General features: G+C 46.7%; 27 protein-coding genes and 1 riboswitch. Of the genes, 10 read left to right on the plus strand and 17 right to left on the minus strand.

Annotated elements, in window-relative coordinates:
• Positions 1-95 precede the first annotated feature (95 nt).
• Both AC1DN5_RS10270 and AC1DN5_RS10275 read right to left on the minus strand, forming a co-directional pair.
• Positions 96-1,175, minus strand: coding sequence for a tetraprenyl-beta-curcumene synthase family protein (locus AC1DN5_RS10270; RefSeq protein ID WP_029575344.1), 1,080 nt, complete (start codon positions 1,173-1,175; stop codon positions 96-98).
• Positions 1,176-1,195: 20 nt separating this feature from the next.
• A complete protein-coding gene (locus AC1DN5_RS10275; protein ID WP_366969057.1) occupies positions 1,196-1,975 on the minus strand; it encodes an alpha/beta hydrolase in 780 nt (259 codons plus the stop codon).
• 46 nt (positions 1,976-2,021) lie between these two features.
• Here AC1DN5_RS10275 and AC1DN5_RS10280 point away from each other — a divergent pair, with 46 nt between their 5' ends.
• A complete protein-coding gene (locus AC1DN5_RS10280) occupies positions 2,022-2,537 on the plus strand; it encodes a gamma carbonic anhydrase (protein WP_095241536.1) in 516 nt (171 codons plus the stop codon).
• 175 nt (positions 2,538-2,712) lie between these two features.
• Here the strand turns inward: AC1DN5_RS10280 and alaP are convergent, their stop codons facing one another.
• The 3 genes from alaP to metK all read right to left on the minus strand — a co-directional run bounded on the left by alaP (position 2,713) and on the right by metK (position 7,561).
• Positions 2,713-4,116, minus strand: a complete 1,404-nt coding sequence (gene alaP, locus AC1DN5_RS10285) for an alanine permease AlaP (RefSeq protein ID WP_366969056.1) — start codon at positions 4,114-4,116, stop codon at positions 2,713-2,715.
• Positions 4,117-4,316: 200 nt separating this feature from the next.
• Positions 4,317-6,215 carry an asparagine synthase (glutamine-hydrolyzing) gene (asnB, locus tag AC1DN5_RS10290; RefSeq protein WP_016938486.1) on the minus strand — a complete coding sequence of 633 codons (1,899 nt, stop codon included), beginning with the start codon at positions 6,213-6,215 and terminating at the stop codon, positions 4,317-4,319.
• 143 nt (positions 6,216-6,358) lie between these two features.
• A complete protein-coding gene (gene metK, locus AC1DN5_RS10295; RefSeq protein ID WP_016938485.1) occupies positions 6,359-7,561 on the minus strand; it encodes a methionine adenosyltransferase in 1,203 nt (400 codons plus the stop codon).
• A 169-nt stretch (positions 7,562-7,730) separates the two neighbouring features.
• Positions 7,731-7,869: riboswitch (SAM riboswitch) on the minus strand.
• Between the two features lie 197 nt (positions 7,870-8,066).
• On the opposite strand from metK, the gene pckA reads away from it, so the two are divergent.
• Entirely contained in the window at positions 8,067-9,650 is a 1,584-nt protein-coding gene (pckA, locus tag AC1DN5_RS10300; protein WP_016938484.1) for a phosphoenolpyruvate carboxykinase (ATP), read from the plus strand.
• Positions 9,651-9,692: 42 nt separating this feature from the next.
• Here the strand turns inward: pckA and AC1DN5_RS10305 are convergent, their stop codons facing one another.
• The gene (locus tag AC1DN5_RS10305; RefSeq protein ID WP_013353269.1) at positions 9,693-9,935 is read right to left on the minus strand and encodes a DUF2584 domain-containing protein; all 243 of its coding nucleotides are present in this window, start codon (positions 9,933-9,935) and stop codon (positions 9,693-9,695) included.
• A gap of 57 nt (positions 9,936-9,992) precedes the next feature.
• Complete coding sequence (locus tag AC1DN5_RS10310; protein WP_016938483.1) at positions 9,993-10,766, minus strand: alpha/beta hydrolase family protein; 774 nt, start codon at positions 10,764-10,766, stop codon at positions 9,993-9,995.
• 139 nt (positions 10,767-10,905) lie between these two features.
• Between AC1DN5_RS10310 and AC1DN5_RS10315 the strand changes: the two genes are divergently transcribed.
• The 3 genes from AC1DN5_RS10315 to AC1DN5_RS10325 are packed head-to-tail and all read left to right on the plus strand — an operon-like array spanning position 10,906 to position 13,491.
• Entirely contained in the window at positions 10,906-11,910 is a 1,005-nt protein-coding gene (locus AC1DN5_RS10315; RefSeq protein ID WP_016938482.1) for an ABC transporter substrate-binding protein, read from the plus strand.
• An 11-nt stretch (positions 11,911-11,921) separates the two neighbouring features.
• Complete coding sequence (locus AC1DN5_RS10320; protein WP_045926403.1) at positions 11,922-12,704, plus strand: ABC transporter ATP-binding protein; 783 nt, start codon at positions 11,922-11,924, stop codon at positions 12,702-12,704.
• Positions 12,679-13,491, plus strand: coding sequence for an ABC transporter permease (locus AC1DN5_RS10325; RefSeq protein ID WP_366969055.1), 813 nt, complete (start codon positions 12,679-12,681; stop codon positions 13,489-13,491). Before AC1DN5_RS10320 ends, AC1DN5_RS10325 begins: the two co-directional genes overlap by 26 nt.
• A 34-nt stretch (positions 13,492-13,525) precedes the next feature.
• Here AC1DN5_RS10325 and ytkD read toward each other — a convergent pair whose 3' ends face one another.
• The 3 genes from ytkD to AC1DN5_RS10340 form a co-directional block, all read right to left on the minus strand.
• Positions 13,526-14,005: an RNA deprotection pyrophosphohydrolase gene (gene ytkD / locus AC1DN5_RS10330; RefSeq protein WP_016938479.1), complete on the minus strand. Its 480-nt coding sequence runs from the start codon at positions 14,003-14,005 to the stop codon at positions 13,526-13,528.
• Positions 14,006-14,137: 132 nt separating this feature from the next.
• Entirely contained in the window at positions 14,138-14,542 is a 405-nt protein-coding gene (locus AC1DN5_RS10335) for a phage holin family protein (protein WP_016938478.1), read from the minus strand.
• Positions 14,543-14,689: 147 nt separating this feature from the next.
• Entirely contained in the window at positions 14,690-15,127 is a 438-nt protein-coding gene (locus tag AC1DN5_RS10340; RefSeq protein ID WP_016938477.1) for a Dps family protein, read from the minus strand.
• 124 nt (positions 15,128-15,251) lie between these two features.
• Here AC1DN5_RS10340 and ytzI point away from each other — a divergent pair, with 124 nt between their 5' ends.
• A complete protein-coding gene (gene ytzI / locus AC1DN5_RS10345) occupies positions 15,252-15,401 on the plus strand; it encodes a YtzI protein (RefSeq protein WP_016938476.1) in 150 nt (49 codons plus the stop codon).
• Here ytzI and AC1DN5_RS10350 read toward each other — a convergent pair.
• Both AC1DN5_RS10350 and AC1DN5_RS10355 read right to left on the minus strand, forming a co-directional pair.
• Complete coding sequence (locus AC1DN5_RS10350) at positions 15,398-15,841, minus strand: FixH family protein (RefSeq protein WP_016938475.1); 444 nt, start codon at positions 15,839-15,841, stop codon at positions 15,398-15,400. The two genes, ytzI and AC1DN5_RS10350, sit on opposite strands and share 4 nt — an antisense overlap.
• A gap of 114 nt (positions 15,842-15,955) precedes the next feature.
• Positions 15,956-16,429, minus strand: a complete 474-nt coding sequence (locus AC1DN5_RS10355) for an S-ribosylhomocysteine lyase (RefSeq protein WP_003152237.1) — start codon at positions 16,427-16,429, stop codon at positions 15,956-15,958.
• A gap of 125 nt (positions 16,430-16,554) precedes the next feature.
• On the opposite strand from AC1DN5_RS10355, the gene yidD reads away from it, so the two are divergent.
• Positions 16,555-16,782 carry a membrane protein insertion efficiency factor YidD gene (gene yidD / locus AC1DN5_RS10360; RefSeq protein WP_016938474.1) on the plus strand — a complete coding sequence of 76 codons (228 nt, stop codon included), beginning with the start codon at positions 16,555-16,557 and terminating at the stop codon, positions 16,780-16,782.
• Here the strand turns inward: yidD and AC1DN5_RS10365 are convergent.
• On the minus strand, positions 16,779-17,348 hold the full coding sequence (locus AC1DN5_RS10365) for a beta-class carbonic anhydrase (protein ID WP_016938473.1): 570 nt from the start codon (positions 17,346-17,348) through the stop codon (positions 16,779-16,781). The genes yidD and AC1DN5_RS10365 overlap by 4 nt on opposite strands.
• Before the next feature lie 126 nt (positions 17,349-17,474).
• On the minus strand, positions 17,475-17,723 hold the full coding sequence (locus tag AC1DN5_RS10370; protein ID WP_016938472.1) for a type B 50S ribosomal protein L31: 249 nt from the start codon (positions 17,721-17,723) through the stop codon (positions 17,475-17,477).
• A gap of 195 nt (positions 17,724-17,918) precedes the next feature.
• Between AC1DN5_RS10370 and AC1DN5_RS10375 the strand changes: the two genes are divergently transcribed.
• The 3 genes from AC1DN5_RS10375 to AC1DN5_RS10385 are packed head-to-tail and all read left to right on the plus strand — an operon-like array spanning position 17,919 to position 20,532.
• Positions 17,919-19,250, plus strand: a complete 1,332-nt coding sequence (locus tag AC1DN5_RS10375) for a cytochrome ubiquinol oxidase subunit I (RefSeq protein ID WP_029575342.1) — start codon at positions 17,919-17,921, stop codon at positions 19,248-19,250.
• A 21-nt stretch (positions 19,251-19,271) separates the two neighbouring features.
• Complete coding sequence (locus tag AC1DN5_RS10380; protein ID WP_016938470.1) at positions 19,272-20,312, plus strand: cytochrome d ubiquinol oxidase subunit II; 1,041 nt, start codon at positions 19,272-19,274, stop codon at positions 20,310-20,312.
• Positions 20,313-20,370: 58 nt separating this feature from the next.
• Positions 20,371-20,532: a DUF1540 domain-containing protein gene (locus AC1DN5_RS10385; RefSeq protein WP_016938469.1), complete on the plus strand. Its 162-nt coding sequence runs from the start codon at positions 20,371-20,373 to the stop codon at positions 20,530-20,532.
• 280 nt (positions 20,533-20,812) lie between these two features.
• On the opposite strand, the gene menC is transcribed toward AC1DN5_RS10385, so the two are convergent.
• From menC to menB, 3 genes are all read right to left on the minus strand, one after another.
• Entirely contained in the window at positions 20,813-21,928 is a 1,116-nt protein-coding gene (gene menC, locus AC1DN5_RS10390) for an o-succinylbenzoate synthase (RefSeq protein ID WP_342006980.1), read from the minus strand.
• Positions 21,925-23,388 (minus strand): o-succinylbenzoate--CoA ligase, encoded by a 1,464-nt coding sequence (locus AC1DN5_RS10395; RefSeq protein WP_366969054.1) that lies wholly within the window; start codon positions 23,386-23,388, stop codon positions 21,925-21,927. Before AC1DN5_RS10395 ends, menC begins: the two co-directional genes overlap by 4 nt.
• Positions 23,389-23,475: 87 nt before the next feature.
• A complete protein-coding gene (gene menB / locus AC1DN5_RS10400; protein WP_016938465.1) occupies positions 23,476-24,294 on the minus strand; it encodes a 1,4-dihydroxy-2-naphthoyl-CoA synthase in 819 nt (272 codons plus the stop codon).
• Positions 24,295-24,298 lie beyond the last annotated feature (4 nt).

Raw genomic sequence — 24,298 nt, forward strand, 5'->3', positions numbered from 1 at the left:
TTAAAGTATCATATTATGCCTGCGCAAACAATGTTTCATTCTAAGAATAAAAAAACCGCACCTTCATGATATACACGAAAGGCGCAGTTCACCCATTACGAACTTTTCGTCCAAGCCATCTTCTGAAATTTGCGGTAGGCTCTTCCGTTGATATAAAAGAAAAATGACGTTTTTCCGCTTGCTCTGATCAGCTTTCGCGCGAGGCGGCCCATTTCTTTTTGGCTGGCGACTTTGTCATCGGATAAATAGACGCCGAGCAGCCCCCTGTTAATCAGCCGGTGAAAGTTTTCATGCGGAATGCCGTGCAGATGTTCATCCGCTTTTTCAATAAAATGCTTCAGTCTCTGCATCATTTCTTCATGAGACTGATAATACGTGCAGAAATTCAGATCGCCTTCAAGCAGATCCTCTTCCTGGTCAATTAAATAATCGAGCAGAATGTGCAAGCCTTGTATGTACGGAAAATAACTGCTGCGGATTTTCTCAGCGGTATGTTCGTTAAAATCAGGCTGGAATGAATAAGCAACGAGACAGAAAATACCTAACGTCGATCCGGCGCAGGCCGAGAACTCAAACCACTCCATTTCTGGAAGCTTTGACTGATACTGCTCAAACCAGGCTTTAAGCCTCGGAACGCGTTCATGTTCTACGACATGCTTATGAACCTGAAGATCGCAATAATAATCGCACAGCTCAAGCAGATACGGTTTAATAAGGCTGTAATGTTCTATTGACCCAAGCACCCGCTGGCATGTTTTGACCAGCTCATGAAGATAACCGCCGTCATCCTGCTCCTCTCTGTACTGATAGTACGGCTGCACCTCTGCACCGACCGTCAGCGCGTCACGCATGGAAAGGTGAAGCATGCGGAAATCCTCCGGGTCAAGCGATGTGCTGCGGTCGCACAGATTGTCCAGATAATCACTGATCGTCTGATACGCAATGATAAATTGCACGCACTTCTCTTTTTGCTCTCCCGACAGCAGTGCTAAAATGCCGCCGCCTTCACAATGAAACGATTTATCGCGGATACTTGCGGCCGCCTGCTGCCGCAGTTCGGTATTTTTAATGGAATCTGATTTTTCCCGCCACATGTTCAATTCCTGATGAACGAGCGGAAAAATTTCCCGATACACTTTTGCCATAAGGTTAAAAGGATGTTCCGGTACTGTCAACATATGCACCCCCAGCGAATTCAAATATACTGATCTGTAAAGGCTTTTGCCGCCTTAAACACAGTTTCTCTTTCCGGTTCATTAAAAATTTCATGATAAAGCCCTTCCCATTCCCGATACGATTTATTATGGGAAGCCACACCGGAAAACCATTTGCGGACCTTCATTTTATCGACGATTTTGTCATCACCGCCCTGCATAAGCAAAAGCGGCACCTTTAAAAACGCATCAGTCGGCGCCATAGCGGCATCAATCGTTTTTATAAGCTCTCTGTACCATCTTACAGATACTTTCGTGACATATAAAGAATCGTTTTGATCCGCTTCAATCATATCCGCATTCCTCGTCGCCATATCAGGCGATAAACCGGAGTCCACTCTGATGGACGGAGCGAGGACATTCAGCCCTTTAGACGCAAAATCAAGCACTTTATTGACTTTTATTTGCAGCCCGAGACAAGGTGATGATAAAATGAGTGCCGTAATGCGGGGATTTCTCTGCTGCTTAAACCATTCTATCGCAATCAGTCCGCCCATGCTGTGGCCCAAAAGGAAAACGGGTGCTTCAAGCGTTCTCGCTTGATCAATCCATATATCTACTTCATCAATGTATTCTTGGAAAGAGCGAATATGCCCTCTGGCGCGGGTGGATGTTCCCTGACCCGGCAAATCGCCCATCACCACGTTATATCCGGAAGATCTCCACATTTCAACGAGCCATTTATAACGCCCGTGATATTCGCTTGCCCCGTGGATGATGACAATGGTACCGACGGGCCTGTCTGCTTTCCAAGTCCACATGCAGTTCACCTCTTACATAAATTTAAAGAAAGAAGGATGAGACATGATAATCTACCCTTATAAACAATTTACGCCGGATATACATCCTGATGCGTTTATCGCGGATAACGCCGTCATTACGGGTGACGTCGTGATCGGAGAACAATCAAGCATTTGGTTCTCAGCCGTCATCCGCGGGGATGTTGCGCCGACAAGGATCGGAAAAAGAGTCAGCATACAAGACTTGAGCTGTCTGCATCAAAGTCCCGGGCGCCCGCTTCTTATTGAAGATGACGTCACGATCGGCCATCAGGTTACACTGCACAGCGCAGTCATCAGAAAGAATGCTTTAATCGGTATGGGCTCCGTCATTCTGGACGGGGCGGAAATCGGAGAAGGCGCGTTTATCGGCGCCGGAAGTCTCGTTCCTCCGGGCAAAACCATTCCTCCCGGCTGTCTTGCGTTCGGCCGGCCCGCAAAGGTCATCCGCCGGCTGACAGAAGAAGACATACGGGACATGGAAAGAATCAGATCGGAATATGTTGAAAAAGGCCGATACTATAAAACACTGCAAGAGAAATAAAAAAGATCAGCTTTGTTTTACTACTGTACCATTTTTCAAAATATTATTTAAGTAATAACCATTTGCGTTCCGCTGATTGTCAGGAAACAGTAGCAAAATGTTCAGGAATTTGTTTTATTCTTCCCCCTTTTACCCGATCCTATGAAAAAAGAGCCCATTTCAGCGGGCTCTTTTTTTACGCTTTTTCAGCGAATGTCTGTCCGTTTTCCAGGTTTATGTGTTTTCTTTTGTGGAAGCCTTTCCCGTAATAGGCTGCTAATAAAATGCCGAACCAGACAGGGCCGATGATGACAGCCACTCTGGTTTCTGCATCAAAAGCCATCAGTACAACGACAAATGCGAGAAAGGCCAGTGAGATGTATGAGGAAAAAGGGTATAAAGGCATTTTATATTTTAGTTTTTTCCGTTGTTCTGGCTGTAAACTTTTACGGTATTTCATTTGGGAAAGCAAAATAATCGCCCATGTCCAAATTGCTCCGAACGTCGCAATGCTTGTCACCCACGTAAACACTTTCGCCGGCACCACGTAGTTCAGCAGAACGCCGATGCATAACGCTCCCGCTGAAACCAATACCGCTTTTCCCGGCACGCCGCCTTTTGTGACTGTGCCGTAGGCTTTCGGGGCTTCATTTTGCTCCGCGAGATTAAACAGCATGCGCCCCGTGCTGAAGATCCCGCTGTTGCAGGAAGAAAGAGCCGCTGTCAAAACGACAAAATTAATGATTCCGGCTGCTGCGGGAATTCCGATTTTTTCAAATGTCAAAACAAACGGACTTCCGCCTGAACCGATTTCCTGCCACGGATAAATTGACATAATGACAAATAAAGCTCCGACGTAAAAAATGAGAATGCGCCAAAAAACAGTATCAATGGCCCGCGCCAATGATTTTTCCGGATTTTTGACCTCACCGGCTGTGACACCGATCAGCTCAATTCCGAGATATGCAAACATGACCATCTGCAGCGACAGCAGCACCCCTTTAATCCCATTCGGGAAAAAGCCGCCGTTGCTCCATAAATTGCTGATTCCAAGCGCGACGCCTCCGTTTCCGAGACCGAATACGATCATCACCAGACCGATTGCAATCATTGACAGAATCGCCAAGACTTTAATGAGCGCAAACCAGAACTCAAGTTCACCATACGCTTTGACCGCCAGAAAGTTGACAGCTGTCATAATGACGAGTGCACAAAGCGCCCAGATCCATGACGGCACGTCAGGGAACCAGTAGCCCATATAAATGCCGACCGCGGTGATTTCCGCCATACAGGTCACGACCCATAAAAACCAATAATTCCACCCTGTTAAAAAGCCGGCCAGCGGCCCGAGATAATCTCTTGCATAGCGGCTGAATGAGCCGGCAACAGGCTTTTGAATCGCCATTTCCCCTAATGCCCGCATAATAAAAAACATAATCAGCCCGCTGCAGGCGTAAGCGGCTAAAATCCCCGGTCCTGCAAGCTTTATGGCAGAAGCTGACCCGAGAAACAGTCCGACCCCTATCGCGGCGCCCAAAGACATAAGCGAGATATGCCTCTCTTCCAAACCGCGGTGAAGCGTTTTTCCTTTGTTTTGCATAACTCTCCCCCCTGATTTTGACAGAAAAGTAACAAACCGAGACGAAATAGCCAGAAAGCACTTTCCGGAATCTGCCCGATTAGTCCTATTATAACCTTTTTCTGAATATTGCGTAATACTTTACTGAAAACATAGCGGAATAGACGGTTTACATAAAACAATAGAAAAAAGGCTTTCGATAACATCGAAAGCCTTTTGGATTAAACGAAAATGACTTCTTTCGGCTGATGATTCAGTTCTTCCGGCACCAGTCTTTTTTCGACATTGATGCTGTGCCAGATCATGAAGATCAGCACGGTCCAGATTTTGCGGCTGTTGTCCGCTCTGTCTGCGCAATGATCTTCCAGAAGCTGAAGGACATAATCCTTTTCAATATAAGCGTCTGTTTCACTTTCACGAATGATGTTGCGCACCCATTCGTTCATTTCATTTTTCAGCCAGTGGCGGATCGGCACAGGGAAACCGAGTTTTTTGCGGTTCAGCACATGATCAGGCACAACTCCTTCAGCAGCTTTACGCAGAAGGTATTTCGTCGTGCCGTTTTTCGTTTTCAGTTCATCCGGAATTTTAGATGCCACGTCAAACACGACTTTATCAAGGAACGGCACGCGCAGCTCCAATGAATTGGCCATCGTCATTTTGTCAGCCTTTAACAGGATATCGCCGCGCATCCAAGTGTGAATGTCAACATACTGCATTTTATTAATATCGCTGTATGAACGGCTTTCCGTAAAGTACGGCTTCGTAACATCACGGTATGAAAGCTCTGGGTTGTAATGTTTGAGCAGCTGTTTTTTCACAGGCTCTTCAAAAATCTTCGCATTCCCGATATAACGGTCCTCAAGCGGTGTGCAGCCGCGGACTAAGAGGCTTTTTCCTCTCATTCCTTCCGGCATGACGGACGCCACATGAAGAAGCATTTTTTTCAGACCGGACGGAATGCGTTCAAACGGTTTAAGAGACAGCGGTTCGCGGTAAATATTGTACCCGCCGAACAGCTCGTCCGCGCCTTCCCCGGATAATGCAACCGTTACATGCTTTTTCGCTTCTTTCGCGACAAAATACAAAGGAATCGCCGCCGGATCTGCAAGCGGGTCATCAAAGTGCCAGACGATTTTCGGAAGCTCGTTCATATACTCCTCAGGAGAAATGACTTTGCTGATATTTTCAATCCCGAGCGCGGCAGCTGTTTCCTTCGCTACGTCAACCTCACTGAAGCCCTGCTGTTCAAAGCCGACAGAAAATGTTTTAAGGTTCGGGTGAAATTCTTTCGCAACTGAGACGATAAAAGAAGAGTCGATGCCGCCGGATAGAAACGAACCGACAGGAACGTCACTTCTCATGTGGACTTTGACAGAGTCAAAGATTGCGTCTCTGACTTCTTTCACCAATTTATCTTCATCGGACTGAACAGGCTTAAAGTTCGCTTTGAAATACGTTTTAAACGCGATTTCGCCTTCCGGGCGGATCGTAAACTGGCTGCCCGGCTCGACTTTTTTCACTTCAGCGTCAAGCGTGCTCGGTTCAGGAACGAATTGGAAAGACATATATTGCTGTAAAGAAGCTTTATCGAGATCAATACCGTTTTGAGCGGCCATTAAACTTTTTCTTTCAGATGCAAAATACACTTTGTCCCCGATGGTTGTGTAATACAGCGGTTTAATGCCGAACGGGTCTCTCGCGCCGTACATGACACGGTCAGTTTTGTTCCAGATTAAAAACGCAAACATTCCGCGAAGCTTTGAAGCAGCTTCTTCTTTATAATGACGGTATGTCGCAAGGAGCACCTCTGTATCGGAATCTGTATTGAAAGTGTAGCCTTTCGCTTCAAGCTCTTCTCTCAATTCAATGTAGTTATAGATTTCGCCGTTAAAAATGATCCAATATTTCTCATCTTCATATGATAAAGGCTGTCCGCCGTTTTCTACGTCAATAATACTGAGCCGTCTGAAGCCGAATCCGACGTGCTCATCATGATAATACCCATCGCTGTCAGGACCGCGGTGAACGATCATTTGGTTCATTTGTTTGATTAGCTCTTCTTGATCTGCGGTTTGAGTTAATGGATGCTTATTAAAAACACCGACAAATCCACACATAGTATAGCCTCCATAAGTGTAATTTTCTAATTGAACCCCCTTTTTATAGACGCTTTGTTACGCCATTGGTTTCACGCTATGTAAAAAATAAGCATGGCAGCATCTGCAAAAAGGGAAAGCCGCTTAAATAAGCGGCTATAAAATTATTCTCCTAGTGCTTCTTTGCGAAGCGCATCCGCCTTGTCAGTACGCTCCCAAGGAAGATCCACATCGTGACGTCCGAAGTGGCCGTAAGCGGCAGTCTGCTTATAGATCGGACGGCGCAGATCAAGCATTTTAATAATGCCAGCAGGTCTCAGGTCGAAGTTATTCCGTACGACTTCGATCAGTTTCTCTTCAGAAGCTTTTCCTGTATCAAATGTATTGATGGAAATAGATACAGGCTGTGCCACGCCGATTGCGTATGCAAGCTGCACTTCACAAGAATCAGCAAGTCCTGCAGCCACGATGTTTTTCGCTACGTATCTCGCAGCGTAAGCCGCTGAACGGTCTACTTTCGTCGCATCCTTACCGGAGAATGCACCGCCGCCGTGGCGTGCATATCCGCCGTATGTGTCAACGATGATTTTACGGCCGGTAAGTCCCGCATCGCCTTGAGGACCGCCGATTACGAAACGTCCCGTAGGGTTGATGAAGTATTTTGTTTCGTCATCAATCAGTTCCTCAGGCACGACAGGGTTAATGACATGCTCTTTCAGATTGCGCTGAATCTGCTCAAGCGTAATTTCCGGATGGTGCTGAGTCGAGATGACGATCGCATCGATGCGGACCGGCTTGTTGTTCTCGTCATATTCAACGGTAACTTGCGTTTTTCCGTCAGGGCGAAGGTACGGAAGAATGTCTTCTTTGCGGACTTCGCTCAAACGGCGGGCCAATTTATGCGCCAAAGAGATCGGAAGCGGCATAAGCTCTTTCGTTTCGTTACACGCATAACCGAACATCAGACCTTGGTCACCCGCTCCGATAGCTTCGATTTCAGCATCGCTCATTGTGCCTTCACGCGCTTCAAGAGCCTGATCGACACCCATCGCGATATCCGCAGACTGTTCATCAATTGATGTTAAAACAGCGCAAGTCTCCGCATCAAATCCGTATTTTGCCCGTGTGTAGCCGATTTCTTTAATCGTTTCACGGACTGTTTTCGGAATGTCAACGTATGTTGAAGTTGTAATCTCTCCGCTTACCAGCACAAGGCCTGTCGTTACAGATGTTTCACAGGCTACGCGCGCGTTCGGGTCTTTTTTTAAAATCTCATCTAAGATGCTGTCAGAAATTTGGTCACAGATTTTATCCGGATGACCCTCAGTAACAGATTCAGATGTAAATAGTCGACGGTTTTTACTCATTCACTTTTCCTCCTGAAAAAAGATCTTTTGAAAGACCTTCTCATATGATACGGAACTCGCTCCCTCTTAATACAATGTCATACTATATCAGAGAATGTTAATTGGCATATTTTATGAAATAAAAAAACCTTTTCCACTCGAGGAAAGGGTTTGGTCTGTGTGCCTTTCACTCTTATCGCTCAAGGAAATATTAAACCTTGCATCAGGTTAGCACCTTGGTTTCCCACAGTGTATTCACCTGCTTTTTTACAGAGAAACCGGTTGCTGGGCTTCATCGGGCCTGTCCCTCCGCCAGCTCGGGATAAGAGTATCCGCTCAATGAAATATCTTATCGTAAAAGGGCGGAAAGTGTCAATATGAATTAAAGCGATTACGCGCCTTTATTTCAGGAAGCAATGGAAAAACACAAACAAAAAATAATAAACAGTATAGACTATTTTTATATATGTGTTATACTAATTCCACATTCAGCGAAATAAAAATAAACCGGCAAAGGAAGGGTTTTATGAAATTAGTTGATTTAACCGCAGATCTTCAAGCATTACTCGCAAGTCCAAATGTGCATCATAATTTATCGGCGCCAAAACTTACCGAAAAAGTGATCACCCGAAATGAAGGCACACTGACATCTACGGGCGCCGTACGCGCCACTACCGGTGCATATACGGGACGATCACCTAAAGATAAATTTATTGTTCGTGAAAAAAGCACAGAAAATCAAATTGATTGGGGCGCGGTGAACCAGCCCATTTCTGAAGAGGCGTTTGAAAAGCTGTACGCCAAAGTCGTCAGCTACTTAAAACAGAGAGATGAACTGTTTGTTTTTGAAGGATTCGCAGGCGCAGATGAAAAATACAGACTGCCGATTACAGTCGTAAATGAATTTGCATGGCACAACCTGTTCGCGCGCCAGCTGTTTATCAGACCGGAGACGGCTGAAAGGGATTCGGAAGCACAGCCCTTTACCATTCTCTCAGCTCCGCATTTTAAAGCGGATCCGGAGACGGACGGCACGCATTCGGAAACATTTATCATTGTATCTTTCGAAAAGCGCGTCATTTTAATCGGCGGTACCGAATACGCCGGAGAAATGAAAAAATCAATTTTCTCCATTATGAACTTCCTTCTTCCGCAGCAAGATATTCTGCCGATGCACTGCTCAGCCAACGTCGGTGAAAAAGGTGATGTCGCCTTGTTCTTCGGTCTTTCCGGCACGGGGAAAACGACGCTTTCGGCCGATGAGGACCGGAAACTGATCGGCGATGACGAGCACGGCTGGTCAGACTCCGGCGTGTTTAACATTGAAGGCGGATGTTATGCTAAATGTATCAATCTGAGCGAAGAAAAAGAACCGCAGATTTTTCGTGCGATCCGCTTTGGGTCTGTTCTTGAGAATGTTGTGCTTGATGAAAAAACGGGTGAGGCGGATTACGACAATTCCTTCTACACGGAAAACACAAGAGCCGCGTATCCGATTGAGATGATCGGCAATATCGTGCAGCCGAGCATTGCCGGCCATCCGCAGGCGATCGTCTTTTTAACGGCGGACGCGTTCGGGGTGCTCCCTCCGATCAGCAAACTGACGAAGGAACAGGCAATGTATCATTTCTTAAGCGGGTACACAAGCAAACTCGCAGGAACCGAGCGCGGCGTGACATCTCCGCAAACGACTTTCTCCACGTGCTTCGGTTCACCTTTCCTGCCGCTTCCGGCTCACGTCTATGCCGAAATGCTCGGGCATAAAATCGACGAGCACGGCGCTCAAGTCTTCCTGGTCAACACAGGCTGGACCGGCGGAGGGTACGGAGTCGGAGAGCGGATGAAACTTTCGTATACAAGAGCGATGGTAAAAGCCGCAATTGACGGCACACTTGATCAGACAGATATGACGGCAGACAGCATTTTCGGCCTGCACAGTCCCGTTCACGTTCCGGGCGTTCCGGATGAGGTTCTTCAGCCTGAAAACACATGGAGCGATAAAAAAGCATACAACGAAAAGGCGCTGTTTTTAGCCAATGAGTTTAAAGAAAACTTTAAAAAGTTTTCTCATGCAGACTCAATCGCCAAAGCCGGCGGGCCTCTCGTTTAATCAAAAAAGCCAAGGGCGCTGCTGCCCTCGGCTTTTGTTTTTTCAGTTAGTCGAATGAAGCGAAGTGAGTCTGTATGTAATGCTCGTCCGGCCGTTCGCCCATTCGAGCTTTTGGACTTCGCCGGTGCCGGATTTCTCGCCGTTTTTTGTTTTGCGCACGTCCATCGGAATATCAAGAGGATAAACGCGGTAGCCCTCTTTCTCCAATAAAAAAATATTTTCCTCTATCCGTTTTTCATTGCCTTTTGTCACAATCATTGTATTAAATTCAACAGGCATTCCCAAAATGAAAATCCCCTTTCATTCTCTTTTTCTTTATTATCATATCATAAATCCGTTATCTTACCTTGTCTTCATCCATTCCGCCAGACGCCGGACTATGCGTCTGTTTTCCTGCGGCGGAAAATAATGCGTAAAACCGCTGTAATACCAGGTTTCTACCGGTTTTCCCGCCTCTTTCAGCCTGTCCTCAATCATCCGCGCATGTTCGATCGAAACATTTTCGTCATTCTCGCCATGGATGAGCAGCACAGGCGCTTGAATACGGTCTGCTTTTTCAAACGGCGAACGCCATCTGTATTCATCCGGCACCTTTTTCGGCGTGCCGCCGATCACCCGCTTCATCATCCGCCGCATATCCTTCCGCTCTTCATAAGTAAGCACCATATCACTCACACCGCCCCAAGAGACGAGCGAAGCCGCCTGATGCCCCATCTCGATCGCAGTCAAAAGCCCCATGATGCCGCCTCGGGAGAACCCGAAAATATGAACCCGGCCTTCCCTGACGTTCGGGTGATCCCGAAGCAGGCGGAAAGCGGAAAACGCGTCCTCTCTGTCCTCTCCCGCAAAATCTTCATTTCCCTCGCCGCCCTGATTGCCTCTGTAATAAGGTGCAAACACGACAAAGCCTTGGGAAGCGAACTGAACGATTCTTCCCGGGCGGACCATGCCGACATTTTTTATGCCGCCGCGCAAATATAAAAAACCGTCGTATGTTCCCGGCGCCGCAGGCTCGGCAAGGAGCCCCTTTACCTTCAGCCCTTCTGACTCGTAGCATACCGCAAAGAGCCGGACATGCGGGCTCGGAGACGGAAACCTTCTCTTTTCAACCAGCAAAGCAAATGAGCCTCCTTCATCATCAGTTTTTTTATTCTTTCCCAACCTGAATATGGGCACTCACACATTTTTTATACCCATCATACGATATGTAAAGCAAAAAGGGTTATTTTAACGCTTAATATAAGGAGGTTACAACGTGAACAAATGGCTCAAAACGAGCTGCATCTTTGTCATATGCGCCTTATTCCTGCTCATTCTTCCGGCCTGCAGACAGGAAGAAAGTCTGACAAAGGTGAAGGTGGCGGAAGTCACACACTCCATCTTCTATACGCCTATGTATGTCGCTGAAGCGAAGGGTTTCTTTAAAAAAGAAGGGCTTCAAGTGTCTCTTCAAACAACATGGGGCGGAGACAAAACGATGACATCGCTTTTGTCAAACGGCTCTGACATCGCGCTGGTCGGTTCTGAAACATCCATTTACGTGGAAGCGCAGGGAGCTAAAGATCCTATCATCAACTTCGCACAGCTGACGCAGACAGACGGCACATTTCTCGTGGCGCGGAAGGATGAGACATCATTCAAGTGGGACGATTTAAAAGGAAAAACATTTCTCGGCCAGCGAAAAGGCGGCATGCCTCAAATGGCCGGTGAGTACGTCCTGAAAAAACATCACATACAGCCGAAAAAAGACATCAACCTGATTCAAAACATTGATTTCGCCAACATTTCCAACGCATTTGCATCCGGCACCGGTGATTATGTGCAGCTGTTTGAACCGACGGCATCCCAATTTGAAAAAGAAGGCATCGGCCATATCGTCGCATCCTTCGGAGAAGCTTCCGGCCAAGTGCCTTACACAACTTTTATGGCAAAAGAAAGCTATTTAAAAAACAATGAAAAAACAGCGGAAAAATTCACCCGCGCCATTTACCGCGCCCAGCAATGGGTGGAAAGCCACCCGGCCAAAGACATCGCAAAAACGATTCAAAAGGAATTTGCCGATACCGACCCAGCCATTATTGAAGCATCAATAGAACGCTATAAAAAACAAAAATCGTTCTCTTCAGACCCTGTTCTGCAAGAGGATGAATGGGAACAGCTCCAAGCTATTATGGATGAAGCCGGAGAGCTCCCGAAACATATTCCGTACAGCAAACTCGTCAACACAACAATCGCCAAAAAAGCCACCTCAGAACAATAGGAGGAACATGAATGTCTTTTTTACAAGTGGATCATGTGACACATACTTATTTCTCGCTGAAAGAAAGAACAACCGCCGTGAAAGATATACATTTTCATATTGAAAAAGGGGATTTCATCTCTTTTCTCGGGCCGAGCGGATGCGGAAAAACCACACTCCTGTCCATTCTGGCCGGCCTTATCGCCCCCGCGCAAGGCCGGGTGCTGATTGAAGGAAGCGTGCCGAACCATAAAGAACACCAAATCGGCTATATGCTTCAGCAGGATTATTTATTTCCTTGGAAATCAATTGAGGAAAACGTCCTGCTCGGTTTACACATTTCCAAAACATTAACAGAAGAAAAAAGGGCTGAAGTTCTCAGCCTTCTGCCTAAACTCGGATTAATCGGCGTCGAAAAAAAATATCCGAAAGAGCTGTCAGGCGGAATGCGTCAGCGGGCGGCACTTGCCAGAACGCTTGCGCCGGACCCGGGACTGCTGCTTCTGGATGAGCCGTTTTCCGCGCTGGACTTTCAAACGAAGCTTTCTTTAGAAAACCTTGTCTTCAAAACATTAAAAGATTTTCAAAAAACCGCCGTGCTCGTCACCCACGATATCGGTGAAGCCATCGCCATGAGCGATACGATCTATTTATTTTCGAATCAGCCGGGCACCATCCATCAAATCTTCACCGTGCCCAAGGAGCTCGCGTCCTTAGATCCGTTTGACGCGCGTCAGGACCCGGCCTTTCAGCCGCTGTTTCAAACGATATGGAAGGAGCTGAACTCCCTTGAAAAACAGCAGCGGCACGATTGAACAGCTTCATCAGGAGTTTAAGAAAAACCACCAAAAAGAAAAACGCCGGATCCGTGCGTATCAGGCCGCCATTTTCATCGTATTTTTTGCCGGGTGGGAAATTTCGAGCAAGGCAGACTGGATCGATCCGTTAATCTTCAGCTCACCCTCTGCCGTTTGCCGGCTCTTGGCGGAAAAGATCGCGGACGGATCTCTTGCGGCTCACATCGGCGTTACATTAGGAGAAACCGTTCTGGGCTTTTTGCTCGGCACACTTCTCGGCACATGCCTCGCCGCTCTGTTATGGTGGTCAAACAGGCTTGCCCGTGTGTTAGACCCGTACCTCGTCATTTTAAACGCGATGCCGAAAGTCGCACTCGGGCCGATTCTTATCGTCGCACTCGGGCCGAGTTTCACAAGCATCGTAGCCATGGGTGCAGTCATCAGTGTCATTATCACGACGATCGTCGTCTTTACGGCTTTTCAGGAAGTGGATGAGAATTATATTAAGGTCATGAAAACCTTCGGAGCGAAAAGGCGCATCATATTTAAAGAAGTCATCTTGCCGGCGTGCTCCCCCGCGATTGTTTCTGCGCTTAAAGTGAATGTCGGTTTATCCTGGGTCGGGGTCATTGTCGGCGAATTTCTTGTGTCCGAAAAGGGCCTGGGCTACATGATCATTTACGGCTTCCAAGTCTTCAATTTCACTTTGGTGTTCTTAAGCCTTCTGATCATCGCGGTTTTTGCGACATTGATGTATCAGGGAGTCGAATGGTTAGAAAGAAAATGGACGAAAGGAAAAATATAAAAAAGACCCGTGCGGTATCGCCGGGTCTCCGTTTTTATGATTGAAATACGCCGTCCTCTTTCAGCTTTTTCAGGCTGATCGGAAGCACTGAATCTTTCATGATGAAACTGAACTTTTTATTTCTCGGGAGATTCTCCGGCAGTTCGCTGAACAGCACTGGCCCCTTCGTTTCAAAATAATCAGCCTGTTTTTCAAGCCTTTCAATATCGGCAAAATATATATTCTTAATGATTATCTTTTCCCTGCCGAGAACTTTATACTGTCCGACGTACTGAAGGTGTCTTACCGCAGCGCCGGTTTCTTCTTTCACCTCGCGCAGGGCCGCTTCCTCCGCACATTCCATCGGCTCCACTTTTCCGCCCGGAAATTCAAACCCCCGGTCTTCATGCTCAGTCAAAAGCCATTTATCGCCATATCGGCATATGACCCATACGTGCTTCGGGCTGTCTGAAAAAGGCTGGTGTTCAAAGGAGAGCTGAACAGTATTCTGATAATAGTCTTTAAACTCGTACATGTTTATCCCTCTAATCCGTTCCTTCATATCTTCCATACATCATACCACAGTTGCGTTTGTTCGGAAGCCCTTTATCAAAAATTCAGAGGAAAACCATCATACCCGCTAGTATAGCCTCGTTTGAAGCAAATGTTACGGTTTGCGCTTGAATTTATTTTTCAAGGCGTCCAAAAGATCGACGAGCACCTGCGGAACCGGGATGCCCAGTGAGCTTGCCGTGATCACAATCTGTACCGATTCGTATAAGATATAAAACATGATAGCCAAATTACGGATAGCGCCTTCGGTATAAAGCAGCTGATCAAAAAAATGGCAAACTGAGACTAATGCCAGGGTCACAATTTTTTTGACCAGCCGCGCAAAAAGCCTTTTGGGGCTCAGCTGATGCAAAAGAGACTCTTTTAAGCTTGTACTGATAAATTCGATCGCCATGACCGATAGCAAAATCAGAAACGAATACTGAAAACCGCCAAAGAAAAATCCCGCTGCCGACACAATCACTGCAAAAAACGAAAAGATGCCAAAGTCTCTGCCCATTTGATCCAACATCCTTTCACAGAAACGGCCTTACATTATTCTATGAAAAGTGAACGGAACGGTCTGGATTTTTCAGAAAAATGGACAACATCTTCGGCAGCCAAATAAAAGACCGGACGCTCTAAAGCCCCGGTCTTCCCTTGTTAATTATCCTAAATACGCTTTCAGCATCCAGTTATGTTTTTCGATATTCTGGTGAATGGCCAGCAGCATATCGCCGGTCGTTTCATCCCCGACCTCATCTGCGAGATCCATTCCGCTTTTCAGCTCTTCTGCAATGACAGTGAAATCATCATAAACGTTCTGTACCATTTGTTCTGCGCTCTCATTGCCTTCCGCTTCTTTTATAGAAGCAGTCTTCAATGATTCCGTCATGGTGCCGATCGGCTTGCCGTTTAATGCCAGCAGACGCTCTGCAAGGTCATCAATATATGTAGCCGTTTCGTTATACAGCTCTTCGAATTTCTCATGCAATGTGAAAAAGTCCTTCCCTTTGACGTACCAATGATAGTTATGTAATTTCACATACATGACCGTCCAGTTTGCAACTTGTTTATTAACTGCTTCCAATAGTTTTTCTGACATGCCAATCTTCCTCCTTTGGTTTACTATTGATATACCCTATATATCGTGTGTTAAAACATAAATTTTTAGCCCTTGGTTTTCCAGATGGAAAATATGTTATCATTTGTTAAAAAGGAGGGATTTCATGCTGCTTCTACTGAGTCTCGGCTTTCTTATCGTGCTTGCCGTGCTGCTTTTATCCATCTGGTCGACGGTAAGAGCCTATAACGTAAAGCATACGATCGATCCGCCGCAGGACGCATCAAACGGATTGACGGATAAAAACAAGCCTTAATGATGTTGCGCCTTTTCCTCACGGCCGGAGGAATCATCGGCAGCTTCAGCATCCCCGACACGCACTTTTACAGTCGGCATATTGTGCTGCTGTTTTGCCGTTACGTGGGATTGAACGGTATATACACCTTCTTTATCGAATTCAGTCCGCAGATAATACGCCCCTTTTTCCTCCTTGGCCTTGCTTGTTTTGCCGCTGCCTTTTTTTCCTTCTTTCCATACTTCAAACATGACTTCATCCGCATCCGTGACCCGCTTACCGCCGTAAAAAACTTCCGCCTTGTATTCTGCTTTTTCATGCGGCTCTGCCGTTTCCGGTCCGGTAAGCTTGACTTCAAGCGCTTTCGGCTCTTCATCCGCGGAGGTTTTGTCCGCATTGCCTCCGCAAGAAGATAAAAGAAATACCATACCGCACATACCCGCCAATACAGCCCGTTTCATTCCATCACTCCTTCATGTTTGCTTCTATTTTAGCAAACGCTTACACATAAGGTGTGACATTTTTTAGAAATATGTAAAAAAGCCTTTTTGCATGACAGCAAAAAGGCCTGTTTTTTATCCGAACACTTTGAGCAAATCTTCTTTATCCTGTGACAGCCAGAAACGCATCAGGCGTTTCGCGCCTTCCAAATCATGAAGTTTCGCCTGGCCGCACTGTTTTTCGTTGGCTGCCGGGATCTCCGTAATATCGATGGCTTCTTTCAGCGTAGCGTCAAGCAGGTCGACAATTTCTTCCGCTGTCGGCTCGCCGCTCACAACTAGATAATAGCCTGTCTGGCAGCCCATCGGTGAAATATCTATGATGTCGAAGTGATCGTATTTCTCAGAATGTGTGCGAATCGTAAACGCAAGCAAGTGCTCAAGCGTATGAATCGTATCCGGCTTCATCGCCTGTTTGTTCGGCTGACAGAAGCGGATGTCAAACTTATTCACGACGCCGTCTGTTCCGACTTTATGCACCCCGCAATGTCTTACATACGGAGCCACAACCGCATTATGGTCAAGCTCAAAGCTTTCTACTGAAGGCATAATAGCACTCCCTTTTTTTCAGAATATGCATCCATTATAACACAGTTTTCCGATAAGAATTGCGGCGGAAGCTTTTCAATCTGAAATTTTTTTTCTATACTGGCATTAGAAAGGTGGTTTTTTTGATGAAAACCATAATGATTGCGTTAATCCGCGGATACCAGAAGTTCATCTCTCCGCTGACGCCGCCGTCATGCCGCTTCTATCCGACATGTTCTCAGTACGGAATCGAAGCCGTCAGGACTCACGGCGCATTAAAAGGCGGATGGCTGACCTTGAAGCGAATCTTAAAGTGCCATCCGTTTCATCCGGGCGGGGTTGATCCCGTACCGGAAAAAAAACAAAAGCATTAGTCCATATGCTGGTAGCCGTCGATCACCAGATCAAGTTTACCGGTTTCAGGATCAATCACCAGACCGTGCACCGGCACATTGTCAGGGAAAAGCGGATGGTGTTTAATGACGTTTACGCTGTCTGTCACACTCGCTTCTACAGAATCAAAGCTTTTCAGCCATTGATCAAGATCAACACCTGAGTGCTTCAGCATGTCAATCCGCTCTTTCGGAATACCGCGGTCAATAATTTTACCGAGCATATCCTCGCTGTTGATTTTGCTCATGCCGCAATCATGATGGCCGATCACGCAGACTTCATCAGCGTTTAATTCATATACGGCCACTAAAAGGCTGCGCATGATGCTTCCGAACGGGTGGGCGACAAGCGCGCCGGCACTTTTAATTATTTTCACATCGCCGTTTCGCATGTTCATCGCGTGAGGAAGCAATTCAACAAGGCGTGTGTCCATGCAGGACAAAATCGCCATCTTTTTATCCGGGAATTTAGATGTTTGGTATTTTTCATAATCTTTGTTTTTAGTGAACTGCTCATTAAAATTCATGATATCGTTTAGAAGACTCATCTTGGTGTTTCCTTTCTGTCTTTTTATTCACAATATAACACAAGGCGGGCCATTTCGTCACTACCCGCACCTGATCCCAAAGTAACAGACGGCCCAATAAATAAGACAAACCCCCTCGGACTTGTCTTATTTTCCCATATTGTATTTTTTGTTGAACTGTTCGACTCTCCCGCCTTTTTCGTTGAACTTTTGGCGGCCTGTATAAAACGGATGCGTATCTGAGCTGACTTCTACTTTAATCAGCGGGTATGTTTTTCCGTCTTCCCACTCTGCCGTTTCCTCTGACGTTTTCGTTGAACGGCTTAAAAATCGGTAGCCGCTGTTCACATCTTGAAAAATCACTCGATGGTTATCCGGATGAATATCTTTTTTCATGCTGATCTCCCTTTCTCAAATCGTAATAATTACGTTTTATTCTAAACCTTAAATAGGCGCTTGTCAATCATATATGCCCCGATCCCTTGATTTCTAAACCCTGCTCATATATGGAATCAGAAGAATAATCTAATGGCTTCAGCAAATAATATAACCACATTACATAAAACGGTAATAAGAAAGGCGGTTTATGACGTGGATGATTTAGTGTTAGCCAGAAGCCTGTTCGGGACAACCATGGGCTTTCATATTATTTTCGCGACGCTTGGTGTCGGCTTGCCTCTGATGATTTTAATGGCTGAATTAATTTATCAAAAAACCAAAGATCCTCATTATGCCATTATGGCGAAAAGGTGGACAAAGGCGCAGGCGGTTCTGCTCGGCGTGGCGATACCGACTGGAACGATCGCGGGTACACAGCTTGCTCTTTTGTGGCCCGGATTCATGGAAGTCATCGGCAGAGTGATGTCACTCCCGTTTCAAATTGAAATTTATGCTTTCTTTATCGAAGCGCTGTTTATGTCCATTTATGTCTATGCCGCTGACCGGCTGACTCCGGCGATGCGCATCATTGCGGTTATTTTCGTTTTGATCGGCGCCGCAGCATCTGCCGTCTTAATCACAAATGTTCACGCATTTGAAGGAACGCCGGCCGGCTTTAAAATTTTAAACGGCAAAATCACTGACGTCGAACCGTGGGCCGCATTTTTTAACCCAAGCTTTTTCACCACCGCGGGCCATGTCGTTCTGACGGCTTTCATGACCGGTGCATTTATCGTCGCCTCAGTAGCAGCTTATAAAATGCTAAGAACGAGAAAACAGGAGCAGATATACCGGTTTCACCGAAAAGCGCTGCTGCTCGCTTTAACGATCGGCGGAATCTTTTCCATTATTGCTTCTTTAAACGGACACGAATCTGCCCAGCTTCTTTACGAATACCAGCCTGAAAAGCTTGCGGGCGCAGAAGGGCTGTTCGAAACAAGATCACACGCTCCGCTTGCGATCGGCGGTTTTACCGATCCAAAAGAAGAAAAAGTAAAATGGGCGATAGAAGTGCCGTGGGCTTTAAGCTTTTTGGCTGCAAACAGCTTTGATACCGTCGTTAAAGGGTTGAACGCGTTTCCGAAAGACGAGTGGCCGCCTTTATTCATTCATACACTGTTTAACGGAATGGTCGGCATCGGAATGCTGCTCATTTTATACTCCATCATCGGCATCGTATGGAGAAAAATCTTAAAGAAAGACAGCTTTCCGACTTGGCTTTTGATTTTATTTTTAACAGCAGGACCGCTCAGTCTGATCGGAATTGAATTCGGGTGGATATTCGCTTGTACGGGACGGCAGCCATGGGTGATTTATCATCTGCTGAAAACATCAGATGTCGTCACCACAACCGGTTCAATCGGCTTGCTGTTCATCCTGTTTACGGTGGTATACGCCATTTTGGCGGCCGCAGTCATTTATGTGCTGCTTTATTATTTCCGCAAACATCCCGTTGAGGAGGATGTAAAAGCGGCGGAATCTTAACAAAGAAAGGGCTGAATTGAAATGGACATTACCATGGACGCTCTCATCGCGATATCAATCGTATGGGGCTTCGTGTTTATTTACGCGGTCATGGCAACGATGGACTTCGGAGCCGGCTTTTGGTCGATGATTTATTTAAATAAAGAACAAACAAAGGCGACAAACATCGCCAACCGTTATTTGTCCCCGACATGGGAAGTGACCAATGTCTTTATCGTCGCGATCGTTGTCGCCCTTTTCAGCTTCTTTCCCGGGGCAACCTTCGTGCTGGGGACCGTTTTATTGATTCCGGGGAGTATCATTCTGCTGCTTTTAGCGATCCGCAGCGGCTTTCTCGTCTTCTCCAATACGGCGAAGGAAAGAAAAATCATGAGATATATCTCCGGAATTTCAGGCTTCATTATTCCTGCCGTGCTGATATTGGTCCTTCCGGTCACACACGGGGGATTTATCGACAAGACGGGCGGAGTGTATCACTTAAATTTGGCAAATGTCTTTACAAGCCCTAATGCGTATGCGTTTATCGGCTTTGCCATTTTAAGCACTTTGTTTTTATCTTCGCTGCTTCTGGCTGACTTTTCAAATGTTGCGGAAGAGGAGCATGCGTACCGCATCTACAGACGGAGCTCTTTAATAACAGGGCCGCTGTCACTTCTTTTTGCCATCTTCATTATGGTGACATTACGCTCTGAAGCCGGCTGGCTGTATACGGGGATGATGAAAGACAAGACATGGCTCATCCTGTCTGTCATTACATTTATTATTGCGGGCGCGGCCCTGTTTCTGCCGAATAAACGCTTCGGCCAGAACATCGGCAAACCGAGAATCGCCATGATCGCCATTGCGCTGCAATATTTCCTGGCAAGCTATGCGTACGGACGGGCCCATCTTCCTTATATGATTTATCCCGATATTACGGTCATGTCTGGGTTTACGGAGCCGGCAACCTTCAAGGCGCTGTTTATGACGTATATCGTCGCTTTCATTATTTTGTTTCCCGGGTTTTATTTCTTCTGGAAGCTCTTTATGAAAGACAGACGTTATATCCGCCAGGAGGAATAACAGAAATCAGAGCGGTTCATACTAATGGCGTACCTTTTATTATGGAGGGGGAGTCAGCATGGATCATCAAAAAATACTGTGTGAAGTCAATAACTGCTCTTATTGGGGCAAAGGAAACAAATGCACGGCCGACGCGATTTATGTTGTCAGCCATACAGGCGAAACCGCTGAAAAAAGTGAAGAAACCGATTGCAAAACCTTTAAACCGTATGATTTATAAAAAAAGAGCTGTTTTTATACAGCTCTTTTTCATTTCGGCGCCGATGAGAAGCACGGCAGAAAGGCGGTTCGCCGGCAAATAGGCGGCGGCAGACGGTACAATCAGTATCGAGAAAGCAACGCTTGCGATGTTAAGCTGAGACTGTTTGAAAAAAATTATCACATTCGTCTGCTAAAAAAACCGGCTTTTTCAGCCGGTTCAAACAGGGAAGGGGTGATGTTGAACAGTTTCAATATAACAGCAGCTTACAGTGTGCTCAACTTGCTGAAATAAAGTTTTATCAGCTGTTCGTTGTGAAAACGTCCATTTGGGTGACGTATTTTCTCATTACTTCCTGATTCACGCTGACACCCAGTCCAGGATCGTCCGGAACAGAGATAAATCCCTCTTCGATACGGATGTCAGGAGTGACGATATCCTCCTCCCAGTATCGGTCTGATGAGGAAATGTCACCCGGTATCGTAAATTGCGGCAGCGAAGCAAGCGCGACTGTCTGCGCTCTCGAAATGCCGGTCTCGAACATTCCGCCGCACCATACCGGCATGTGATGCTCTCTGCATAAATCATGTATTTTTAAAGCTTCTGTCAGGCCTCCTACACGCGCCGGTTTTATGTTAATGATTTTACAGCTTCCAAGCTCAATCGCCCGCCTCGCGTCATCAAATGAGCATATACTTTCATCAAGACATATCGCCGTTCTCAAATGTTTTTGCAGGTGGCGGTGATCGACAATATCATCTGCCTGAAGCGGCTGTTCTATCATCATTAATTGGAATTCATCCAATTCTTTCAGCCTGCTGATGTCTTTCAGTTCATATGCCGAGTTGGCATCTGCCATCAGCGGTAAGTTCGGGAAACGGCTGCGGATGGCTCTGACCAAATCAACGTCACGGCCGGGCTGAATTTTTATTTTTATACGTTGATAACCTTCTTTTAAATATTGCTCAATTTCCCGAAGCATCACATCATCCGAAGCAAGACCCACTACGACCCCGGCGGGCACTTTATCTCTTTTGCCCCCTAAGGCTTCTGCGAGAGATATCCCCTTTTTCTTGGCATATAGATCCCACACGGCTGATTCGAGCCCCGCTTTTGCCATGCGGTTTCCTTTGAAACGCGCGAGACTGTCAGGCACTTCTGACGGATGGAAAAACTCGCGGCCTACGATATTTGGGATGAAAAAATCTCTCAGCATATGCGCGCATGTCTGAATCGTTTCTTCTGTATACCAAGGAGAAGAAAACGCCGATACCTCCCCCCAGCCGGTTCTGCCGGTTTCATCGATCGCCTCCACGATCAAAAATTTGCGGTCCTGCAGCGTTTCAATACTTGTTTTAAACGGTTTTTTCAGCCTCATACTTACATGATAAAGGGTGATTTTTTCAATCTTAATCATGACAATTCTCCTTTACGAAGCTCATTCAGCCGATGTCTCATCAGTTTATTGGACGCGTTCCGCGGGAGCTCGTCAACCGCGAAAAAAGCAGCCGGTACTTTATATTTTGCAAGGCGTTCACGGCAAAAGTCGGCCAGCTCTTCTGCACTGACAGAAGAAGTCAGCACGAGAAAGGCATGCGGCACTTTCCCCCACTTTGGATCTTCGGCTCCTGAAACACCTGCTTCCGCTACAGCCGGATGGGCAAGCAGCGCCGCTTCCACTTCAGCCGGATAGATGTTCTCTCCGCCTGAAATGATGAGATCCGACCGTCTGTCCAGCACATATAAAAACCCTTCGTCATCTAAATAACCAAGATCGCCCGTTTTAAACCAGCCATTATGAAAAGCGGCCTGATTCGCTTCATCACGATGATAGTAGCCTTTCATCACATTCGGGCCTTTTACCGTGATTTCACCGTGTTCAAACGGCGCACAGCGATTTCCTTCTTTTTCAATTCTGATCTCGCATGAAAACAGCGGTTTACCGGCCGAGCCGAGCTTTTCCATGCTGAATTCCGGAGAAAGCGTGACAATCTGTGAGCAGGTTTCGGTCAAGCCGTAAGACTGGAAGACCGGAAATTGCTTTCTTCGGCATTCTTCAAGGAGCGGCAGCGGGGCCGGCCCTCCGCCAAGCAGAATGCACCGCAATGATTCCGGACATTGTTCGGTTTCCGCAAGCAGACCTGAAAGCATTGTCTGCACCGCTGATATGATCGTGACCCGGTGTGAGCTGATGCTGGCAAGCACATCAGTAACTGAAAATTTTCGGTGCAGCACGACGGGCATACCGTAAATGACCGACTTAAACAGTGCAGACAGGCCGCTGATATGAAACAGCGGCAGCGCAATAAGCCAGCGGTCCCGCTCCGTGACCCCCAGATTCAGCGCAGACGATACAGCGCTGGAATAATGGTTTCCGAAAGTCTGCTGCACCCCCTTCGGCCTTCCCGTTGTTCCTGACGTATACATAAGAGTCGCCGTATCACCAAGTGTTACATAAGCTTCCGGCTCCATGTCATCCGCCTTTTCAGCCTGCAGTTCGTCCACATCTGCGACAGCGACTGCAGATTCATAATCTTCGCGGCAAAAACCGTCTTCCGTCAATAAAAGCTTCGCCTCTGAATCTTCGAGCTGAAACAGCCGTTCTTGTTTTGAGAGCTTCGTATTTAACAGCACCGCTTCCGCTCCTAATAAGAAGCAGGCGTGAACGGCATAAACCATTTCCGGACGGTTAGAAAGCAAAATCGCGACACGGTCTCCTTTTTTAAGCTTGCAGTATTCGGACAGCCGCGCGGCCATTTGTTCAGAAGCATCATACAATTCTCTGAATGTCATCTGTTTGTTTTCAAATATGAGAGCGATTCTCTCAGGTGTCAGCTGAGCCCTTTGAATGAGCCAATTTGGCTGTTCTGTCAGCATGTTATCATCTCCGAGGTAAAAGTACTGTGTTTGAAAAGAAAACAGCTTGGACCAGAGCGGCTCAAGCTGTTTCGTAGTGTCATCTGATCACGGAAAACGAGGGAACTGACCGAAATCCGGACTGCGTTTTTCTTTAAAGGAATCGCGGCCTTCTTTCGCTTCGTCTGTCGTGTAATAAAGAAGTGTTGCATCTCCCGCAAATTGCTGAATTCCGGCGAGGCCGTCTGTATCTGCGTTAAATGCCGCTTTAAGGAAACGAAGGGCTGTAGGGCTTTTCTCAAGCATTTCCTCACACCATTTAATGGTTTCCTCTTCAAGTTTCTCTAATGGGACTACCGTATTAACAAGACCCATGTCGAGCGCTTCCTGCGCATTGTATTGACGGCACAGATACCAGATTTCACGGGCTTTCTTATGTCCGACGATACGCGCCAGGTAGCCTGAGCCGTACCCGGCATCAAAGCTTCCCACTTTCGGTCCGGTCTGACCGAAAATCGCGTTATCAGCCGCAATCGTTAAATCACAGACGATATGAAGCACATGGCCTCCGCCGATCGCGTAACCTGAAACCATTGCTACAACCGGTTTAGGAATCACGCGGATCAAACGCTGAAGATCAAGCACGTTCAGACGCGGGATCTGATCGTCTCCGACATATCCGCCGTGACCGCGGACTTTTTGGTCTCCGCCTGAACAGAATGCTTTATCTCCCGCTCCCGCAAGAACGATGACACCGATATTAGAGTCATCACGCGCACAAGCAAATGCGTCAATCATTTCTGATACCGTCTTAGGAGTAAATGCGTTATGTACCTCCGGGCGGTTAATTGTTATTTTTGCAATACCGTTATACGTCTCGTACAGGATTTCATCGTACTGACGTTCAGTTTTCCATTCTGCAGCCATTGAT

Source organism: Bacillus sp. 01N42_2 (genome assembly GCF_056399565.1).

Bases quoted from the DNA above. Each gene is read 5' to 3' on its own strand.
- AC1DN5_RS10275 (WP_366969057.1), bottom strand. From the start codon at position 1,975: ATGTGGACTTGGAAAGCAGACAGGCCCGTCGGTACCATTGTCATCATC.
- alaP (WP_366969056.1), bottom strand. From the start codon at position 4,116: ATGCAAAACAAAGGAAAAACGCTTCACCGCGGTTTGGAAGAGAGGCAT.
- asnB (WP_016938486.1), bottom strand. From the start codon at position 6,215: ATGTGTGGATTTGTCGGTGTTTTTAATAAGCATCCATTAACTCAAACC.
- metK (WP_016938485.1), bottom strand. From the start codon at position 7,561: ATGAGTAAAAACCGTCGACTATTTACATCTGAATCTGTTACTGAGGGT.
- pckA (WP_016938484.1), top strand. From the start codon at position 8,067: ATGAAATTAGTTGATTTAACCGCAGATCTTCAAGCATTACTCGCAAGT.
- AC1DN5_RS10320 (WP_045926403.1), top strand. From the start codon at position 11,922: ATGTCTTTTTTACAAGTGGATCATGTGACACATACTTATTTCTCGCTG.
- ytkD (WP_016938479.1), bottom strand. From the start codon at position 14,005: ATGTACGAGTTTAAAGACTATTATCAGAATACTGTTCAGCTCTCCTTT.
- AC1DN5_RS10335 (WP_016938478.1), bottom strand. From the start codon at position 14,542: ATGGGCAGAGACTTTGGCATCTTTTCGTTTTTTGCAGTGATTGTGTCG.
- AC1DN5_RS10340 (WP_016938477.1), bottom strand. From the start codon at position 15,127: ATGTCAGAAAAACTATTGGAAGCAGTTAATAAACAAGTTGCAAACTGG.
- ytzI (WP_016938476.1), top strand. From the start codon at position 15,252: ATGCTGCTTCTACTGAGTCTCGGCTTTCTTATCGTGCTTGCCGTGCTG.
- AC1DN5_RS10350 (WP_016938475.1), bottom strand. From the start codon at position 15,841: ATGAAACGGGCTGTATTGGCGGGTATGTGCGGTATGGTATTTCTTTTA.
- AC1DN5_RS10355 (WP_003152237.1), bottom strand. From the start codon at position 16,429: ATGCCTTCAGTAGAAAGCTTTGAGCTTGACCATAATGCGGTTGTGGCT.
- yidD (WP_016938474.1), top strand. From the start codon at position 16,555: ATGAAAACCATAATGATTGCGTTAATCCGCGGATACCAGAAGTTCATC.
- AC1DN5_RS10365 (WP_016938473.1), bottom strand. From the start codon at position 17,348: ATGAGTCTTCTAAACGATATCATGAATTTTAATGAGCAGTTCACTAAA.
- AC1DN5_RS10370 (WP_016938472.1), bottom strand. From the start codon at position 17,723: ATGAAAAAAGATATTCATCCGGATAACCATCGAGTGATTTTTCAAGAT.
- AC1DN5_RS10380 (WP_016938470.1), top strand. From the start codon at position 19,272: ATGGACATTACCATGGACGCTCTCATCGCGATATCAATCGTATGGGGC.
- AC1DN5_RS10385 (WP_016938469.1), top strand. From the start codon at position 20,371: ATGGATCATCAAAAAATACTGTGTGAAGTCAATAACTGCTCTTATTGG.
- menC (WP_342006980.1), bottom strand. From the start codon at position 21,928: ATGATTAAGATTGAAAAAATCACCCTTTATCATGTAAGTATGAGGCTG.
- AC1DN5_RS10395 (WP_366969054.1), bottom strand. From the start codon at position 23,388: ATGCTGACAGAACAGCCAAATTGGCTCATTCAAAGGGCTCAGCTGACA.
- menB (WP_016938465.1), bottom strand. From the start codon at position 24,294: ATGGCTGCAGAATGGAAAACTGAACGTCAGTACGATGAAATCCTGTAC.